Source organism: Alteribacillus persepolensis, from assembly GCF_900099605.1.
Taxonomy (GTDB): Bacteria; Bacillota; Bacilli; order Bacillales; family Marinococcaceae; genus Alteribacillus; species Alteribacillus persepolensis.
Map to the genome: position 1 here is coordinate 31891 of NZ_FNDK01000018.1, position 16862 is coordinate 48752.

Below are 16862 nucleotides of genomic sequence, written 5' to 3' on the forward strand. Positions count from 1 at the left end.
ACGCATGCATTTATATACATTTATTTGCAAACCGGAAACAGCCTGCTAAACAGCCAATAGAGCGGATGGATTCCCTGTTTACGCGTTAATCTGTATAAAAAAACCACCCTGTCCGCTTGTATGAAAGATAATACATACACAAAAAAGCACGGTGCTTATGAGCACCATGCCTATACCGTAACACCATCATCTATCTTGTTATCGTTATTTGCTATTCTCTTCTAATCTTTTATCCACTTGTTTTTTCAGCTCAACGGCTTCGTCAATAATATCAAACAGATGAAAGAAAAGCTTTTTCATGATTATCCATCCTTTGCAGTGAGTGTATCCTTAGTATGAACCGTTTTTTTTTCATACTCAAAACGAAAAACCATTCATGAAAACGAAAACAAAAACGATGTAAGCGTTTATCACCTTTTTGTATCTCGTCTTTTCTCCCGTTTTCAAAGAAATGGAAAGGAACACCCACTCTCTCGAACACTTTTCACAGAAAAGCGCAAGCAGCGTGAAAGAGGACGTTCGCCTACGGTGAACCTATCCACGTCGTGTGCGCCTGAGCGAGCAGGCCTTTTTCTGGACCATGAAAACGCTAAACTCTTATACTTTCTTATCTTTTTAAAAAAATAGAGCTGTCCCAACTTATGGAACAGCTCTTCTAGCACACTCTTTTATTCTAATGCTTGTTTTATTTTTTCAGCTGTTTGTTCGATTTCCTCTCCCCAGAAGTCGTTCTCCTCGGATGCAATCAGCTCCCCATTTTCATCAAACACTGAATATCCTCGCACCGATGAGGATTCACCTTTCATATCTGCTTTTTCAATCACGTCCATCGAAGCATCTGATAAAAATGGAAACGTAAAGCCTAGTTCTTCTTTTAGGTGTTTATGTTCTTCCGGAGAATCATTGCTTAGTGCATATATATCAGCATCCATACCTTCAAAAAGCTCTAAATTCTGCTGCAGCTGAACCAGCTGCGAAATACAATGCTGTCAGCCAACTCCTGTAAAGTGAAAAAATACCGTTGGCTTGTCTTTTCCAGAAATGCTGATTTCTTCCCATTCTTCATTTTGAAGCGTCATATCTTCTTCTTCCCCGCCGCAAGCTGCCAATACCGCTGCTGTCAGGGCGACAATAACGATGAGGAGTGCTTTCTTCATCCGCTTCATAGCTGTCTCCCCTCCTTTTTCATGCAGATTCTATAACATAACAAGTCTATCAATTTTTAACAGCCAGTGCGAATTCTTTTTATGAAGACGAGCTGGCTAATTGTTTCATATCTTCTGCCAATGGGGCAATATCATTCTCTAATCCGTCGTAGCTTCGAATCACGTTTCCATCAGGGTCAATGAGAAAAAATTTGGTAGAATGAATCACATTGTTCTGTTCGGGCACTTTTTCAACGGGACTGCTGAATGCCTCTTGTGACAATGTTTGTATCTCTTCATCGCTGTAACCGGTCAAAAAATGCCAGTTGTCAAAGTCAGCGCCATAATTTTCACCATAGTTCTTCAAACGATCCGGCGTATCAAATTCCGGATCGACGCTAAACGACACAAATTGCACATTTAGATCTTCTTTATTAATCTCTTCCTGCACATTTACCATATTTGGTGTCATTAACCCACAGACATCGGGACAGCGGGTAAAGATCATATCTGCCAGCCAATATTGTCCTTGTAAGTCTTCTTTTGTCACCACTTCTTCATCTTGATTTGTAAAAGAAAACGAAGGCACTTGTAACTTGGCATCGGTTAAATCCGTCCCGTTTTCCGCTGATTGACCTGTCTCATACAACCAGGCACACCCACTAAGCAACAGGCAGACAGCTGCAACAACAAACATCGAATTATATTTTCTCATACTATCTCCCTTACCGAAATAATTCTTGCGTATGTAAAGAAAAGCGCAAGCGCCTTGAAAGAAGGACGTTCGGCTAAGAGCGTCACATCCTGTGACAACGCCGAACTGATTCCCATCCTGAGAACCCGCGACAAGTCCTGGAGGGCAGGCACATGAAAAGCTGACCTTTGGCTTTCCATGGCCGGAATGAAGGAGCCTCGAGCGAGCAGGCGCTTGTACCAGCCATGACAATGCCCGGCATTTATATTTCAGAACGCTCTGTAGAAAACGGCTTTTTGCTCCTACCGTTGTTTTGCCTGATCAGCATGTGCCGGGATGTCGCTGATAGTCAGCTCGCCATCCTGCATTTTCTCTTTTGTTAACCACTGTTTAAAAACAAAGCCAATCGTTGAAACGTAAACAAACTCTTGTGCAATCTTCATCGTAACACCTGCTAGCTGCTGGTCGGGGTGCGGATCTAAAAACGAAAATCCGCCGCCGGCCGTGTTTAATAACTGAGGTGGAAGATCTGCCCCAGGCGGCAGGCAGTAAGCCATCACGTTTGCCCAGACAGCAGGATTGGTATATGTTTCATAAAGCGGGCTTCCGGCAAATATAATAAGAGCACAAGCAGGAGTAATTAAAATACCATTTCCAAAAATATAAATGATGCGACGGAAATCGGTTAATTCTTGCGATGGAAGCGGTGCAAGCATATGCCACCACATCAGCCAAGCCGAAGCAAACAAAGCTGCTTGATACACGCTGTGCAGCACCGGCTGCTGCATCACATAATCAAATACTGACGGGATATGATAAATGGAAAATAACCCATTAAACGCAATCAGCCCTAAAACAGGACTCATCACCATTCGATAAGTAATATAGGCCTTTTTCTTCCATTTGTGCATCCACGTTTGTAACACCCAAACGGGAATCGACAGAATAAAGAGTGGTACTGCAACAAAATAGGCAAATACCATTTGCGTCATATGCAGCGTTAATATCGAATGTCCGGCGATGTACAGAGGGCTTCCCCAGCCAAGGTACAGCGCAAGTAAAGCGAAAACGAAATACCATTTTTGTTTGGCTGGTATGTTTTCCGCCCCAATAAAACGGTGGCGTTGTTTTACTGTCACCCAATAATATATATAGGCCACTACTGCTAGGACAATCATCAATTCAGGAGTCCATAATGCCCGAAAAGAAAAAGTCTGAAAAAATTCACCCATGTGCGGCTGCCCCTCCTTTCTAGCTAAAGCATACCGCGCGCTTTCATTTCGTTTTCAACTACAGTAAAATAAATATTGTATTCTGCACTATTTTCAATATAGCATATTTTCTTTTCGATGTTAGCTATTTGCTTCTGCCATTTATTGATACTTTTTTAACAATCTGATGAACAAATCATATTCTCTATTATAGACAAAGAGTGGAGGAACCAACCTATGCGTAAACATTTAATTGTGCTGGACTTAGACGGTACGCTGCTAAAAGATGACAAAACAATCTCTACGCGCACATATAAAACCCTGCAAAAAGCAAAAGAACAAGGCCATCAGATAGCAATAGCCACTGGCCGGCCATACCGGGCCAGCAAAATGTATTATCAGCAATTAGGGCTTGATACCCCGATTGTGAACTTTAACGGTGCTTATGTGCATCACCCTGGTGATTCCTCCTTTGACGTGCACCACACACCGCTTGATTTAGAAACCGCCAAAACCATCATTGAAACGTGCCAGGCATTTGATGTACAAAATATTATGGCAGAAGTGCTGGACGATGTCTTTTTAGACAACTATGATGAAACATTCATTGATTTGCTTTCTTTAAGTGTAAAACCCGCAGCACACGGAGGACTTCAGCACGTGCTGCAAACCGCTCCGACATCACTGCTTGTCTATCCGTCTTTGCATAATGCTAAAGCACTGCGGGATCTGATTTCCGGCCGTCATGCCACTGCTGTGGAACAACGTTCATGGGGCGCACCTTATCATTTAATAGAAATCATTAAAACCGGCAACAACAAAGCCGCCGGCCTGCAAAAAACCGCTGCATACTGTGGTGTGACAATGGATGATATTATTGCTTTTGGTGATGAAGACAACGATCTGGAAATGCTGAAACAAGCTGGTATTGGCGTGGCAATGGACAATGCATCGAATGAAGCAAAACAAGCTGCAGATGAGGTAACTGCTGCCAATGAAGAAGATGGTATTGCCCTGTTCTTAGAAAAGAAATTAAACTTAGGTTCTGTCTAACAAAAATAAATACAAACACCAGTCGCAGACTATGATACGATGAAGGTGTTTCATATCCGTTACCTTTCACGTATAAAGGAGGCCGTTGCATTGAAAATTTATGAAATACCAAAAGATGCTGATCAACAAACACGTGAAAAAGTGGCTGATCTTCTTATGGGACAGATGGAATCCATTGGCAAAGATAATGCTTATGAGCTGCTGATGGAAGCCATTAACCTGACGTTAACTGAAAACTCCTGTGCCCATATTTTTGTAGCCGAGTATGAGAATACCATTCTTGGAGCTGCTTTTTTAAATTTAGGAATCAGCTTAGATAAAGGCGGTTACTATATTTGGCTCAACGACTTATATGTACATAAAGAATACCGCAACCAGGGCATTGCAAAGAAATTGCTTTTAAAAATTATTTATTGGGCAGAAAACCATGGCATTAAAGGCATTGAACTAGAAACCGGCATCAGCAATGCAGCGACAAAAGCATTATACAACTCCCTCGGCTTTTATGATGTCGTATCCAAACGTTACGGATTTCGCTTCTAAACAATGAGCTTTATGTACGCATCTTATACAACAAGCATGTCAGACAGCTGAAGAGCCTTCCAGCTAGAGAGGGGGGAAGATAATGATACCCCCAACATATTTTACAGAGCTAAAAAAGTGCCTGCCCTCACTGCGCTTAACCATGAGCCAGTCGAGGAGCAGGCGTTTTTATTTCTTTTTATTCTTTGTTTACAGAAGCATCGTAAATGGTGTCTACTGCTTCCTGCAATGTCTTGTTGAACTCTTCATCCGATTGCTCAACGTTTAACTCAGCGGTGAGTGCGCGGGAGAAACTTGCAATGAGGCCGTTGTTCTTTTTCAGCTTTTCATTGGCTTCTTCACGGGAATAACCGCCGGATAACGCAACGACACGAACGACACGCGGATGCTCTGCCAATTCTTTATACAAATCAGCCTTTGTTGGAATAGTAAGCTTTAACATCACATTTTCATTTTCGGACAGTTTATCTAAGTGCTTCGCTATCTCCGCTTTTAACAGTTCTTCGGATTTTTCTTTGTTTTCATTGTGAATATTTACTTCTGGTTCAATAATTGGAATTAAGCCGGCTTCAATAATGCGTTTACCGATGTCAAATTGCTGATCTGCCACTTCTTTAATTCCGTCTTCATTCGGCTCATGGATAACAGAGCGCATTTTCGTGCCGAAAATATTCCGTTCGTTAGCACGGCGCAAAGTCTCATCCAAGTCATGGATTGGTTTCATGAGCTGCACGCCATTTTCCTTTTCTGCCAGCCCTTTATCGACTTTTAAAAACGGCACAATCCCTTTACCAGCCAGATAATCGGCGGTATATTGTCCATCGATTTCACGATCCATTGTCTGTTCGAACAAAATGGCACCAAGAATTCGTTCAGAACTGAAAGCAGGAGACGTAATAATCCTTGTTCTCATCTCATGCACGAGGTCAAACATTTCATCTTCACTGTTGTAAGCATCTTCGGTAATGCCGTAAGCTGCTAATGCTTTTGGAGTACTTCCACCGCTTTGGTCAAGTGCTGCGATAAATCCTTTTCCGTTTTTCATTTTTTCAAAATGATTGCTATTCATGTGTTTCACCTTCTTTTCATATTCAAAAACATCCATCTATTATCTTCTCATTATTTAGCCATCTTTAAAACAGGTGATTTTTACATGACACCTATTTCTAGATGCTGCCTCTATCCAGGAAAGACAATCCATGTTTCTGTACCATGCTTTTGCTGCTGTCTATTCTCATCTAAGCACCTGTTAGTTGTTCTGCAAGACAGAGCTCCCATCAAGGGTTATGTACTTCCTTTTTTTCTTTTATTAGAACATTTCAGCCAGCGCTTATGCTGCCCGCGCAAGCAGTTTCCCCACTGCCTGTATACGGCGTTTTCCACATGCTGACGAATTCGATGATACATCCATGCTCACGTATTATTTGTTTCTATCCGTATAAAAAATCCCCCTTTTTTCATCACTGCTCTTCATTATTGCAAATTCCTGTTCTCTTCACACAGGCAGCTGAACATTTGGCTGCACCATGGCAACAGAAATATTCTCTATGCAGTTATTGTAACATGGTATTTCGACATCGTTGAGCCCCGGCCAATATGACCGCGAAGCTGAACGAACAATGATACATTTCTTTTATATGCGTCTTTCATGTTTCTCGCTTTGCTAGCGCCGATAATAGATTATCATCGTAAATCGGGCAGTGTTACTGCCAATATTTTCATACACGTGGTCTTTATCTGCTTCAAAACGGAGGGCATCTCCTTTGTGCAGCGTAAAACAATCACCGCCAATTCTTACTTCTAACGTGCCTTCTTGCAAAAATAAATATTCTTCCACTCCGTCTGGATGCGCTTTGGAATAATAAGCCTTCCACGGTGTAATATCTACATAAAACGCTTCAAATGGTGTGTATTGATCTTTTGAAAAAATAGGCTTCACTAAAAAACCGCCATGATCACCTTCCAACACTTCTAAGTCGTCAGCCATAACTTTTTTAGCAGAAGGGCGGGGGGTTTCGATAAACGATGTAAATGGAACATGTAATCCATTGGCAATTTTCCAAAGTGTCCCTACCGTTGGATTGGATTCGCCTCGTTCAATTTGTCCAAGCATGGGCTTACTAATACCAGTTGCTTTGGCTGCTTCTTCTAAGCTCAAGCCTTGATGTTTTCGTATTTCTCGCAAACGACTGCCGATATGTGCTGTTAACTGTTCTTTTTCCACAACATCACCTTGAAAGTTTGTATGTTATAACATACAATTAGTATACTATACTATGTCATCGACGAACAACATTTTTTGGGAAAAGGAGACAGCTACATGAAAGCAGCACTAACAGCCGCACCGAACCATTCTTTCATCCATGGCATGAAAGATGGTGTTTCTATTGCACTCGGCTATTTTCCAGCAGCCATTACGTTTGGTTTTCTCGCACAGACAACCGGTCTTTTACTGCAGGAAGCACTGGTCATGAGCTTGCTTGTATTTGCCGGAGCAGCACAATATATGGCTTTAAGCTTAATTGCTGCCGGCACCGGTGCTTTAGAAATCATCTTTACAACGTTCATCGTTAATATACGCCACTTTTTAATGAGTGCTTCTTTAAACGAAAAAGCTCTTCCCGACCATCCTTTAAAAAAAGCAGGATATGCGTTTGGTTTAACGGATGAAGTATTTGCGGTCACATCTACCAAAGACGGGCATGTCTCAACGGGCTATGTATATGGCGTATTTCTTATTTCCTACGCAAGCTGGGTTGTATTTTCCGGCGTTGGGCATGCTGTCGGACAACTGCTTCCATCAGTCCTGCAGCAAAGTTTAACATTCGCGCTCTATGCGTTGTTTATCGCACTGCTTGCTCCATCTGTAAAAAAACATCGGAAAATATTCTTTCTCGCTGCACTGGCTGCTGTAGTAAATAGTATCTTCACGCTTATAATGGCAGAAGGATGGGCTATCATTTCAGCAACTTTAATTGCTTCCGTTGTGATTGAATGGATTGAACCTCATCATACCAAAAAGACACCAGCAGATGTAGACAAAGAGGTGAATGCACAATGAGCACAGAACTTCTGTTGATTATTGTTGGAATGGCCATTGTTACTTATATCCCCCGCGTACTCCCGCTTGTTTTTTTAAATGCGAAAAAAATACCTTCTCGACTGGAAGGTGTGCTGAAAAATGTTCCTTATGCGGCATTAGGTGCGCTTATTTTTCCCGGCGTCCTGTTCGTGCATGAGAACATCTTCTTTGGACTTACGGGAGTCATTATTGCATTTACAATTTCTTTTCTTGGGGGAAATCTCATTTTTGTTGTTATCGGTTCTATTCTCATCTTAACCGTACTGACTCCCCTTTTTTAAACAATATGAGGACGGCTTTCTATCCTCTCACCGAAAGCCGTCTCTTTTTCATTCGTCTACAATAAATGATGTTGTTGTTTGTAAAGGGGATTTGAGTTTTTCACCGTTGACGGCATCCGCCACCACTTTAAATACGGCTGTATACGTTCCATTGGCAAGTGGTACATGAGAAATATCTCCGTCCCATGTCTTTGAAGAAGCTGGATCTATCGTTACTTGTTTCAGCGCCTGTGAAAACATATGCTCAGCCGCATATTGGTAAACAGGAGCAGATGCTTTATCTTTTCTTATCACCACATCAATCTCCTGTCCGCTTCGAAAAGATAGCTGCAGCGGCTTATCAGCCGTATTCACAAGCTCTAATTCCCAGATTTTGTCTTCCTCATCCACTGAGGCATGAAGCGCGACGTTATCCAACATATTCGCTTTGCCTGCACCCCCTTTTTGATCAACCGATGCAGCGCACGCTGTCAGCAATGGGAATAAAAGAAACAAAACAGCAGCGCCCAAACCTTTCAAAACCGTCTCTCCTTTCCCTATTACCTGTATGTTGTGGATAGGGTGTCCAACAACCATTGTTAATCTTTTCGGAAAAGACCATGAATTCCTGCTGTGTTGACTATATTCGTAAAGGCGTTTTCATCGACTTCTTCCATGACTTGCTGCAGCGCAAACAGCTCATAGCGAGTAATGACAATCATTAATACTTCTTTGTCAGAAGCATCATACCCACCTTTGGCCGGCATTCTTGTAATCCCTCTTGTTATATGTTTATGAATGGCATCACGCAGCTCATCCGGTTTTTTCGTTACAATAAAGGCGGTTACTTTGACGTGGCGGGTATGGATAGTGTCAATCACCCTGGAGCTGACATACAGCGAGACCAGCGTGTACAAGGCACTTTCCCAGTCAAACAGTAAACCAGCAGCAAGCACGATCATACCATTTAAAATGAAAAAGTATGTACCGACTGGCCTGTCACTGACACGCGCTAATACAAGCGCGACAATATCAAGTCCGCCAGCGGAAGCACCCCATTTCAGCGCCGTACCGGCACCAACCGCTGTAATTACCCCGCCGAACACACCATTTAACAATATATCTTCAGAGAGCGGCTGAACGGGTATTGTTTCAAGAAAAAAGGTTTGCAAAGCGACGTGTAAAAAGCTGTAAAACGTAAACAATTTCCCTACTTGCATCCAACCGAGCACGGCAATTGGTATATTGATGAAGAACAAAAGCATCCCGGTTGATAATGGCAGCAGCTCTGCAAAAAGCTGGGCGATACCTGTCGCACCGCTGGCGAGTACATTGGCAGGAATTAAAAACAAGTTCAAACCAATCGCCATAATGAAAGCACCGACTATAATAACTGCTACTTTTTTTATTTCTTGTGTCAAGGTGGTATTGCTCGTAATCATCGGATGGACACCCCCTATCCCACATGGATTGCGTGTTAAATATAATCTGCCACCCAATCACACATTTCAATCATTCCTGTGCGTGACACTTTGTGGCCGGCACTGTGGTTCAAATGATAGATAAAACGGCGGCGGTCACTGTATGTGTGTTTCATTTTTTCGTAAAAGTCGTAAGAGTATTGATACGGTACAACCGCATCATCACGCCCGTGCCAGAAAAACAACGGCCGTCCGTCAAGGGCAGCGTCATGTTGACTTAAATCGTAAGGCACCAGTTTTTGTATTTGTGCCTCAATATCTTCTTGTGAAATCGGCAGCGCTCCCTGCTCTTTTAGTACAGCTATTTGTTCACGTGCCAGTTTTTCCCACGAAGGGCAGCCCATTAACACAACGGCACCTTTAATCCACGGATACGCGGCAAGGGCACCGCACGTTAAAATGCCTCCCATTGACGTTCCTCCAACAAACAAGCGCGCATCTTGAATCAGCTGCTGCTCTTCTAAGGCAGACTTAATATTTTTTGTTTCAGATACGCTTTTGACCACAATCGACCAAAACTCCATCTGTGCCTGTTTCTCTGTTAAGCCTGTACCGCGTGTTCCGTGATGCACAGCCTCTGGCAAAATCACACGAATGTCCTGCATGGCAAGCCGATAGGCAACATGCAAGTTATGTTCCTTTCCACTTCCAAAACCATGCCAAAATATCACTGTAGGCAGAGGCTTATCTTGATTTTCTGTTTTATAAACGTGAAGAGACGGTATATCAGCGAATAATTCCTCGTTAATCGTCAACATAAGCAACTTCCTTTGCTATATTTAATATTTCGGACACATGCATTTATATCATCCTTATTCATTGTACTTGATTGGCGTTTCCCTTAAAAGACAAAAATATCGATTATTTTATCAGAAACACTTAAACCGCTGCTAACAGCGTTTCCTCTGTACAGAATGCTGTTGCTTTTTCGGCTGGTATACCAAAAACTTCAGCTCTATACAGTAGAAACATTCCTTTTTCTTCACTCTTCATAAAGGCAAACTTTCCTGTCCACAAAGAAAAACGGGCCAGCATCAAGCCTTTAGATGCAGATGAAAGTCTGGCTGCATTCACACTGATTTCTTCAACATGTTAACGACACCGCGAATTCATCTGCGCTGAGATTTTATGCTTTTCTACTCAGTACAAACAAAAAACTGTTCCTCCGTTCAAATAAGCGGGGGAACAGTTTTTTTACTTATCAAGCGTTTATTTGCTTTCTTCCATGCTTGTCCGAAGGGGCTCTTCTCCCTCTTCTTGTGCTTTGTTATAATGGTGGACAGAATGCATCGCACCCTCTGCAACCATATTGTTATCATCAATGTCATACGGTTCGGAGTGTCCAACTTTTTCATTCAAACGCTCATCTTCATCTTCTTTTGTTGTGCCTGTCCATTTGGCGATTGTACGTTGAGATGCTTGCTTGAGCCGATCACGTTTTTCTTCATCTCGCAGCAAGAATGTAGCGGTTCCAACGACACCAGCTACTGCTGATGACAGCAGAATATTTCTTTTCCTCATAAATCTTTTCCCCCTAACGAGTATTCTCTTGCGCTATTATTCTTTTTCCCTCTTTTTCCGAGAATAAACCTATTGTTTTGAAGGGTTACCTTTCATAACCAGGAAGCTGAAAGCCCCATAAGGCAATTCTTTCGATATCACGATCGTCATCAGCAATAAACCACACCGAGCCATTATTTACGTGATAAATATGTACTATTTTCCCAAGTATCGTTTCTTTAATATGTTCTGAACCGTACGCACGTGCTGCATCAAACAGCGAGTCGCCCACTTGAATGCCTTTCTCTGTTTCATAGTCAGGGGATGAAAGAATAATATATGTTAATGTATTATCAATCACTTCTACCTGCATTTCCGGCACGTCGCCAGAACGCTCTTTTCCAAACCTGTCTGTATATTCAAATGTGACATTCTCCCCATAAAAACCAATATAATCAGCGGCTTGTCCATATCCTTTCGTCCATTCCACATCATAATGACGATTTACTTCCTGCATTGAATCGCCGATTTTTATGTCTCCCGCCCGAAGCAGATCAACGGTTTCTAAATGCAGCCGCCCCGGATCATCAAGCCACTCCGCTTTTATTCCTTGCTGCTGCAACACTTCAATCGGAACAACATCGCGATTATGTATAGTGTCAATATGGTTCTGCTCCCGCAGCCAGTCATACGAGGACGCCGAAGCAGAGACAGCAGCACTTTCTTCTGTTTCTATGTATTCATTCAAAGCTTGTACAGCGGCCTGCACCGTAACATACAACGACCCATTATGAAACAATGGCGGACCGGTGTAGGTTTGCAGCTGACCGTCTATGTACAAGGCATGCCCATCCTCCTGACTTTCCGTGGAGGCGTTTGCTTCTGTCTGCTCGGCTTCTTGTTGAAAAAACATTTCTGCCTCGGCACTGTGATTTTGACACAGTCCAACTGCTAACATCCCGCTGCAAACAACTGCTATGACGTTTTTCTTCATTGTTTCCTCTCCCACTATTTTCGTTTTTTCTCTATTATATCTCATTTCCCCTCATTGCACAGATGTCTTTACTATGTTTTTTTCTTTCCGATAAGAAGACGGTAAAGCAGAATGGCTAAAGCGATGAGAAGCAAAAAGTGAATAATCCCCCCAGCGATTTCCAAAAACAGCCCAATCAGCCAAATCGCAATGAGAATGCCGATAATGGTCCAAAGCATAAGCTTTCCTCCTTTTTTACACGTAGTATATACCATTTCCCTTGCTGCCACACATCCTCCTGCTAATCAACACAGCTTTTATGATAATGACATCAAACTTTTGAGCGCATAAGAAAAACGGTGGTTGAAATACCCGCTCAACCACCATCCTTGTCACCGTAGAAGCTGCTGCTTTAGAACGCATCTGCTGCAGACGGAACGCTTCGGATAGCATGTTTCAAATAACAATCAAAATATGTACTTTATAAAAATACCCCCGAAAGTCAAGTGTTCTACTCTAACTTTCGGGGGAGCACACATCTTTGCTTTTTCATTTACGATTTTCATACAACTGCTCAATTTCTTCGACTGGATTTTCCATACCTGTCTCGGTAGTGCTGTCCCAAGCAAGCATCCCTCCAGCAAAGTTTTTAACCTTCTCAATACCGTTGTCTTTAAAATATAAAGCTGTATGGTGGCTGCGGCTGCCGCTTCGGCAAACGAGCACATAACTTTCGTCTTTGTTCAATTCATCAATTACTTCCGGCACTTGATTCATCGGCAGCAGCGGCACCCCTGGAATATGGCCCTCTACGTATTCGGAAGGCTCTCTCACATCAATAATGATTGGACGATTTTCTTCCTGCTTTTCATAGATACGCTTCAACTCTTCTTTTTCGATTTGTTCAATACCATCCAAATCATATGCCATCCTATTCCTCTCCTTTATACTCCATCATCTTTCGGTGGGTTGTTTCTTAATTTTAACAATCGGTACGTATGACTGACAAATACTTTCAGCACCGCATACGTCGGCACAGCAAGCAGCAATCCAACCAAACCGGCAAAGCGTCCGGCCACAAGAAGTAATAAAATAATGGTCAGCGGATGAATGTGCAGCTTTCTTCCCATCACTTGCGGGGAAATAAAGTTGCTTTCAATTTGCTGGACTATCACGACCACGATAACAACAAGCAGTGCCATGAACGGCGAATCAAGCAAACCGACAATCACCCCAGGAAAGGTACCGATCCATGGACCGATAAAAGGAATTACATTCGTAAACATGGCAACAGCTGCTAGAACAAGCGGATAGTCCAATCCAATAATCACATAACCAATATAAACACAAATCCCTACGAAAAAGCTGACAATAATTTGTCCTTGAATGTAGGAACTAAGGGCCGTGTCCATATCTTTTAAAATACGGCGGCTTTCTTCTTCTTGCTTGGCCGGCAATAAACGCAAAATAAATTCCGGCGCTTTTTCGCCTTCTTTCAACATGTAAAACAGGATGAACGGCAAAATAATCAACACCATAAGCACACTCGTTATCGCCCCGACCACGCTTGCGATGTTGCTGCCTAAGTTAGACAACGCCTCATTTACGTAGTCTGCCGCTCTAGCTGTCACTTCGCTCCATGAGAAACCTTCCAATTCATCTATAAACCGGTTAAACCACTCTTGATTTTGCAGCTGCACAATCATTCGCTGTGCTTCATTGATTAAACTTGGAACGTTATCAACCAGTGATAAAAACTGGTTTTGCAGTGCTGGCCCGACAATTAATACGAGCAGCGTAAGCACGCCCGCTGTTGCCAAGTACAGCATGAGAATGGCAACGCCTCTTGGCATTCGCAAATATTCCGATAAAACGTTGACAACCGGGCGGAACAAATAATACAGCACACCTGCAATGACAATCGGTGCAAATAATGTCGATACAAGCACGACCACTGGTTGAAAAATAAAATCAACGAGTGAACCTAAATAGATTATTAATAATATTAAAATAATCCCATAACTTACTTGGAAAAACTTACCCCGGGGCATTTCATCACCACATCTTTGTTATTTACCGTTTTATTATATCATATTTTACCAGCCAGCCTGACATGCTTAGGCAGCGTTTCTTTCTTATGGGAAATTTACAGGCTGAGATCAGCGGGGAAGGTGGCGTATGAGACAGCTCCGCTTTCCTACATGCTGTGTTTAGACACATCGTTTTGTAAAACATCTGCTGATTCCTGCTTTATTCGTTTTACCGTGTCTTTTCCAAATAGCATCATTTCCATCATTAACAACCCAAGCAGCACCCACGGCCCAGCACTTAGAATAACTTCGCGCACTGATTGAAATATTGTTTCCTCTAAAGCAGCAAAGCTTGCCGTAAACAAGTAAAGCATACCAAATGTGAAGTTTCGCGACCATTGCGACACATCGTATTGCCATACCCCTTGTACAATCCCGTATCGTCTGCAGCGCTGGAAAGCCCGCCACACTTCTATTGCCTCAATAAAGATAAAACTCATAAACGCACAACCCCAAATGACGACAATCGCGCTCGTTGGATACGCCTCGGTCATCCACGCCGCAACACCTGTAATAGAAAGTGCCCCGTGTACAATGCAATTCGTATTTTTCCAGTCATCAGCTATGTTCCATTCATAGGTAAACACGTACTTTCGTATCAAAAACCATACACTAACACCATAAAACAACAGTCCCAAGCTGATAAACAGAACATTCCCCCACTTTGGCAGGCCAACTGGATACATGTTCACTAGCAAAATCGCGATGGACTGTGTACTTACAGTAGCGAGCAGCAGCACCCCGTGCACATTATTTTTCGCAGAAGTCGTTACAATCCGCCAAAAACTGTGTGCGCATTGATACATATACCAGAAATACAAAAGCACATTCGCACCGCCAATAAAAAAGAAAAGCGGCCACAGCCCATGAAAATATTGGTCACTGACATTTAAAAGCATCGAGGTTCCTGCAATCCACGTTCCAATAGCAAACGTATCTACTGGATTTTGAAGAAACTGTTCTCGAAAGCGGTGAGCTTTTACTGTTTTCATAATATATGTTACAAACAATATCCAAATAACTGCTAAGCCCATCACTAAAATCTCTCCATAAAGAGACAACAACGGAACTTCATGTAACCCGCCATAAATAAAAATGCCGATGGCCATAATCGCAGCCCCTGCTGGAGCTGGCAGCTGTTCGTTTTTCAAATACTTTTGATAGAAAAAAAGACTCACGCTCAAGATGAATCCAAATAACATGACACTCTCCAACATACTCCATACCCTCTTTAATAGAATACCTTACGCTGCCCCTATAATATTGTAATTATTTGTCAGCTATTGCGGCCGTATTGTTTTGACAATACCATTTTTTTCTGCTTAAATAAAACGTGATATATGTACAGATTACTAGAAATAAGGGGGAAAACTCAATGAAGAAACAGTGGTCTCTACTGCTCGTTATGCTCTTCTCACTTGGTATGCTGCTAGCTGCCTGCGGCGGCGGTGACAATGGCGGCAATGACGCTGGAGAAGATGGCGGTGGTGATGAAACTGCCAATGAGTCGATGGTAGAATTGCAGCTTGGAACCGGTTCTACTGGCGGTACTTACTATCCACTCGGTCAAGAAATTGCGAATGTTTTGAATGATAACGTTGACATTGAAGGTTTTGATGTTAGTGCGGTCTCATCCGATGCTTCGGTAGACAACCTAGCACAAATTGGCCGCGGTGATATGCAGTTTGGCCTAAGCGTCCACCTCACTGCACTGCAAGCGCTTGACGGAGAAGGCGACTTTAATGGTACAACAATTGATAACTTTGGATTTATGGGACATGTTTACCCTGAAGTTATGCAAGTCGTTACAACAGAAGGCACAGGCATTACTTCTATCGAAGAACTAGAAGGAAAAAGCGTAAACCTTGGCCCTCCAGGAAGTGCCACAAACTCTGCAGCTAAGTTAATTCTTGAAGCTCACGGTCTAGAGGAAGGCGATTATGAAGCATACGAAGAAGGCTTTGGTGATGCAGCCGGACGTCTGCAAGACGGCAATCTCGACGCTAACTTTGGTTTGCTTGGCTTGCCGGCAGGTAATGTGAACGAACTTGCAACACAACGCGATGTGGTGATTTTACCAATCGAAGGCGAAGCTTTGGATTATATTGAGGAAAACAGTGATTACGGACAAATGGACATCGAAGCGGATGTGTACGACTTCTTGGATGAGCCTGTAAGCACCGTAACAGCATATGCCATTCTCGTTGGGTCGACAGATCAAATCGATGAAGACACTGCTTATGAGATTACGAAGCAGCTTTATGAAAATGCTGACAGCATCTCTCATCAGCAAAGTGAGTTTATGACTATGGAAAACATCACAAATGGCTCCGAGGGGCTTCCGCTTCACCCTGGATCAGAGCGTTACTTTGAAGAAGAAGGACTTCTTGATGGATCAAATGATGGCTCCGAAGAAGAAGCTGCTGAGGAAGATGCCTCTGAAGAAGCTGATAATGCCGAAGAAGAAACAGATGAAGATACCAGCACAGAAGAAGATACAGAAGAAACAGATGCGGGAAATGAAGAAGCTTCTGAGGAGGAATCAGAAGAATAATCTTGTTGTCATAGCGCACAAAGTGGCTGTCAAAAAGGGTATTTCCCCTTTTTGACAGCCTTTTTATGCTTTGTCTTGTATTTTCCTCATACATAGGAATGGTAATGATACGTCTTGGGGCTTGTTCATATAAATAGTTTCGTGGGCACAGCAGCTGAAGAGGACGCCGTGAGTGCTTTATGTTTACCATGCAATAAGATCTCTTCTCGCGGAAAACGAAGGGATGCCAACAACCCTCATCAACATAGATTCGGGAGAAGTTTATTTATGAGATGC

General features: G+C 42.7%; 20 protein-coding genes. 5 read left to right on the forward strand and 15 right to left on the reverse strand.

The annotated features are described in order from the left end of the window. Nucleotides 1-668: 668 nt before the first annotated feature. The 4 genes from BLT18_RS13010 to ctaG form a co-directional block, all read right to left on the reverse strand. Complete coding sequence (locus BLT18_RS13010) at nucleotides 669-980, reverse strand: peroxiredoxin family protein (RefSeq protein ID WP_281242361.1); 312 nt, start codon at nucleotides 978-980, stop codon at nucleotides 669-671. Nucleotides 981-989: 9 nt separating this feature from the next. Beyond that, the gene (locus BLT18_RS18280) at nucleotides 990-1166 is read right to left on the reverse strand and encodes a hypothetical protein (protein ID WP_175487506.1); all 177 of its coding nucleotides are present in this window, start codon (nucleotides 1164-1166) and stop codon (nucleotides 990-992) included. A 79-nt stretch (nucleotides 1167-1245) separates the two neighbouring features. Then, on the reverse strand, nucleotides 1246-1860 hold the full coding sequence (locus BLT18_RS13015; RefSeq protein ID WP_091274848.1) for an SCO family protein: 615 nt from the start codon (nucleotides 1858-1860) through the stop codon (nucleotides 1246-1248). 281 nt (nucleotides 1861-2141) lie between these two features. Beyond that, the gene (gene ctaG / locus BLT18_RS13020) at nucleotides 2142-3071 is read right to left on the reverse strand and encodes a cytochrome c oxidase assembly factor CtaG (protein ID WP_091274850.1); all 930 of its coding nucleotides are present in this window, start codon (nucleotides 3069-3071) and stop codon (nucleotides 2142-2144) included. 216 nt (nucleotides 3072-3287) lie between these two features. On the opposite strand from ctaG, the gene BLT18_RS13025 reads away from it, so the two are divergent. Both BLT18_RS13025 and BLT18_RS13030 read left to right on the forward strand, forming a co-directional pair. Beyond that, entirely contained in the window at nucleotides 3288-4103 is an 816-nt protein-coding gene (locus BLT18_RS13025) for a Cof-type HAD-IIB family hydrolase (protein ID WP_091274853.1), read from the forward strand. A gap of 90 nt (nucleotides 4104-4193) precedes the next feature. Next, the gene (locus BLT18_RS13030; RefSeq protein ID WP_245705273.1) at nucleotides 4194-4646 is read left to right on the forward strand and encodes a GNAT family N-acetyltransferase; all 453 of its coding nucleotides are present in this window, start codon (nucleotides 4194-4196) and stop codon (nucleotides 4644-4646) included. Between the two features lie 178 nt (nucleotides 4647-4824). Here BLT18_RS13030 and BLT18_RS13035 read toward each other — a convergent pair whose 3' ends face one another. Beyond that, nucleotides 4825-5715, reverse strand: a complete 891-nt coding sequence (locus BLT18_RS13035) for a fructose bisphosphate aldolase (RefSeq protein ID WP_091274930.1) — start codon at nucleotides 5713-5715, stop codon at nucleotides 4825-4827. A 594-nt stretch (nucleotides 5716-6309) separates the two neighbouring features. Beyond that, on the reverse strand, nucleotides 6310-6870 hold the full coding sequence (locus tag BLT18_RS13040; protein WP_091274857.1) for a helix-turn-helix domain-containing protein: 561 nt from the start codon (nucleotides 6868-6870) through the stop codon (nucleotides 6310-6312). Nucleotides 6871-6966: 96 nt separating this feature from the next. On the opposite strand from BLT18_RS13040, the gene BLT18_RS13045 reads away from it, so the two are divergent. Continuing rightward, complete coding sequence (locus BLT18_RS13045; RefSeq protein WP_091274858.1) at nucleotides 6967-7707, forward strand: AzlC family ABC transporter permease; 741 nt, start codon at nucleotides 6967-6969, stop codon at nucleotides 7705-7707. Next, the gene (locus BLT18_RS13050; RefSeq protein ID WP_091274861.1) at nucleotides 7704-8009 is read left to right on the forward strand and encodes an AzlD domain-containing protein; all 306 of its coding nucleotides are present in this window, start codon (nucleotides 7704-7706) and stop codon (nucleotides 8007-8009) included. Before BLT18_RS13045 ends, BLT18_RS13050 begins: the two co-directional genes overlap by 4 nt. Nucleotides 8010-8057: 48 nt before the next feature. Here BLT18_RS13050 and BLT18_RS13055 read toward each other — a convergent pair whose 3' ends face one another. From BLT18_RS13055 to BLT18_RS13100, 9 genes are all read right to left on the reverse strand, one after another. After that, complete coding sequence (locus tag BLT18_RS13055) at nucleotides 8058-8528, reverse strand: BsuPI-related putative proteinase inhibitor (RefSeq protein ID WP_175487507.1); 471 nt, start codon at nucleotides 8526-8528, stop codon at nucleotides 8058-8060. Between the two features lie 59 nt (nucleotides 8529-8587). After that, entirely contained in the window at nucleotides 8588-9430 is an 843-nt protein-coding gene (locus BLT18_RS13060; protein WP_091274865.1) for a YitT family protein, read from the reverse strand. A gap of 35 nt (nucleotides 9431-9465) precedes the next feature. Beyond that, complete coding sequence (locus BLT18_RS13065; protein WP_091274866.1) at nucleotides 9466-10227, reverse strand: serine aminopeptidase domain-containing protein; 762 nt, start codon at nucleotides 10225-10227, stop codon at nucleotides 9466-9468. 451 nt (nucleotides 10228-10678) lie between these two features. After that, on the reverse strand, nucleotides 10679-10990 hold the full coding sequence (locus BLT18_RS13075) for a hypothetical protein (RefSeq protein ID WP_091274870.1): 312 nt from the start codon (nucleotides 10988-10990) through the stop codon (nucleotides 10679-10681). Nucleotides 10991-11075: 85 nt separating this feature from the next. Then, a complete protein-coding gene (locus BLT18_RS13080; protein ID WP_091274872.1) occupies nucleotides 11076-11963 on the reverse strand; it encodes a hypothetical protein in 888 nt (295 codons plus the stop codon). Nucleotides 11964-12034: 71 nt separating this feature from the next. Next, on the reverse strand, nucleotides 12035-12181 hold the full coding sequence (locus BLT18_RS13085; RefSeq protein ID WP_139184738.1) for a lmo0937 family membrane protein: 147 nt from the start codon (nucleotides 12179-12181) through the stop codon (nucleotides 12035-12037). A gap of 310 nt (nucleotides 12182-12491) precedes the next feature. Continuing rightward, complete coding sequence (locus tag BLT18_RS13090; protein ID WP_091274876.1) at nucleotides 12492-12872, reverse strand: rhodanese-like domain-containing protein; 381 nt, start codon at nucleotides 12870-12872, stop codon at nucleotides 12492-12494. Nucleotides 12873-12886: 14 nt separating this feature from the next. After that, nucleotides 12887-13993, reverse strand: a complete 1107-nt coding sequence (locus BLT18_RS13095; RefSeq protein WP_091274879.1) for an AI-2E family transporter — start codon at nucleotides 13991-13993, stop codon at nucleotides 12887-12889. 146 nt (nucleotides 13994-14139) lie between these two features. Further along, nucleotides 14140-15249, reverse strand: coding sequence for a TDT family transporter (locus tag BLT18_RS13100; protein WP_091274881.1), 1110 nt, complete (start codon nucleotides 15247-15249; stop codon nucleotides 14140-14142). 158 nt (nucleotides 15250-15407) lie between these two features. Here BLT18_RS13100 and BLT18_RS13105 point away from each other — a divergent pair, with 158 nt between their 5' ends. Then, complete coding sequence (locus tag BLT18_RS13105) at nucleotides 15408-16586, forward strand: TAXI family TRAP transporter solute-binding subunit (protein WP_091274883.1); 1179 nt, start codon at nucleotides 15408-15410, stop codon at nucleotides 16584-16586. Nucleotides 16587-16862 lie beyond the last annotated feature (276 nt).

Coding starts and splice junctions, on each gene's coding strand:
- BLT18_RS18280 (WP_175487506.1), bottom strand. CDS start 1,166: ATGAAGCGGATGAAGAAAGCACTCCTCATCGTTATTGTCGCCCTGACA.
- BLT18_RS13015 (WP_091274848.1), bottom strand. CDS start 1,860: ATGAGAAAATATAATTCGATGTTTGTTGTTGCAGCTGTCTGCCTGTTG.
- ctaG (WP_091274850.1), bottom strand. CDS start 3,071: ATGGGTGAATTTTTTCAGACTTTTTCTTTTCGGGCATTATGGACTCCT.
- BLT18_RS13025 (WP_091274853.1), top strand. CDS start 3,288: ATGCGTAAACATTTAATTGTGCTGGACTTAGACGGTACGCTGCTAAAA.
- BLT18_RS13035 (WP_091274930.1), bottom strand. CDS start 5,715: ATGAATAGCAATCATTTTGAAAAAATGAAAAACGGAAAAGGATTTATC.
- BLT18_RS13045 (WP_091274858.1), top strand. CDS start 6,967: ATGAAAGCAGCACTAACAGCCGCACCGAACCATTCTTTCATCCATGGC.
- BLT18_RS13050 (WP_091274861.1), top strand. CDS start 7,704: ATGAGCACAGAACTTCTGTTGATTATTGTTGGAATGGCCATTGTTACT.
- BLT18_RS13060 (WP_091274865.1), bottom strand. CDS start 9,430: ATGATTACGAGCAATACCACCTTGACACAAGAAATAAAAAAAGTAGCA.
- BLT18_RS13065 (WP_091274866.1), bottom strand. CDS start 10,227: ATGTTGACGATTAACGAGGAATTATTCGCTGATATACCGTCTCTTCAC.
- BLT18_RS13075 (WP_091274870.1), bottom strand. CDS start 10,990: ATGAGGAAAAGAAATATTCTGCTGTCATCAGCAGTAGCTGGTGTCGTT.
- BLT18_RS13080 (WP_091274872.1), bottom strand. CDS start 11,963: ATGAAGAAAAACGTCATAGCAGTTGTTTGCAGCGGGATGTTAGCAGTT.
- BLT18_RS13085 (WP_139184738.1), bottom strand. CDS start 12,181: ATGCTTTGGACCATTATCGGCATTCTCATTGCGATTTGGCTGATTGGG.
- BLT18_RS13090 (WP_091274876.1), bottom strand. CDS start 12,872: ATGGCATATGATTTGGATGGTATTGAACAAATCGAAAAAGAAGAGTTG.
- BLT18_RS13095 (WP_091274879.1), bottom strand. CDS start 13,993: ATGCCCCGGGGTAAGTTTTTCCAAGTAAGTTATGGGATTATTTTAATA.
- BLT18_RS13100 (WP_091274881.1), bottom strand. CDS start 15,249: ATGTTGGAGAGTGTCATGTTATTTGGATTCATCTTGAGCGTGAGTCTT.
- BLT18_RS13105 (WP_091274883.1), top strand. CDS start 15,408: ATGAAGAAACAGTGGTCTCTACTGCTCGTTATGCTCTTCTCACTTGGT.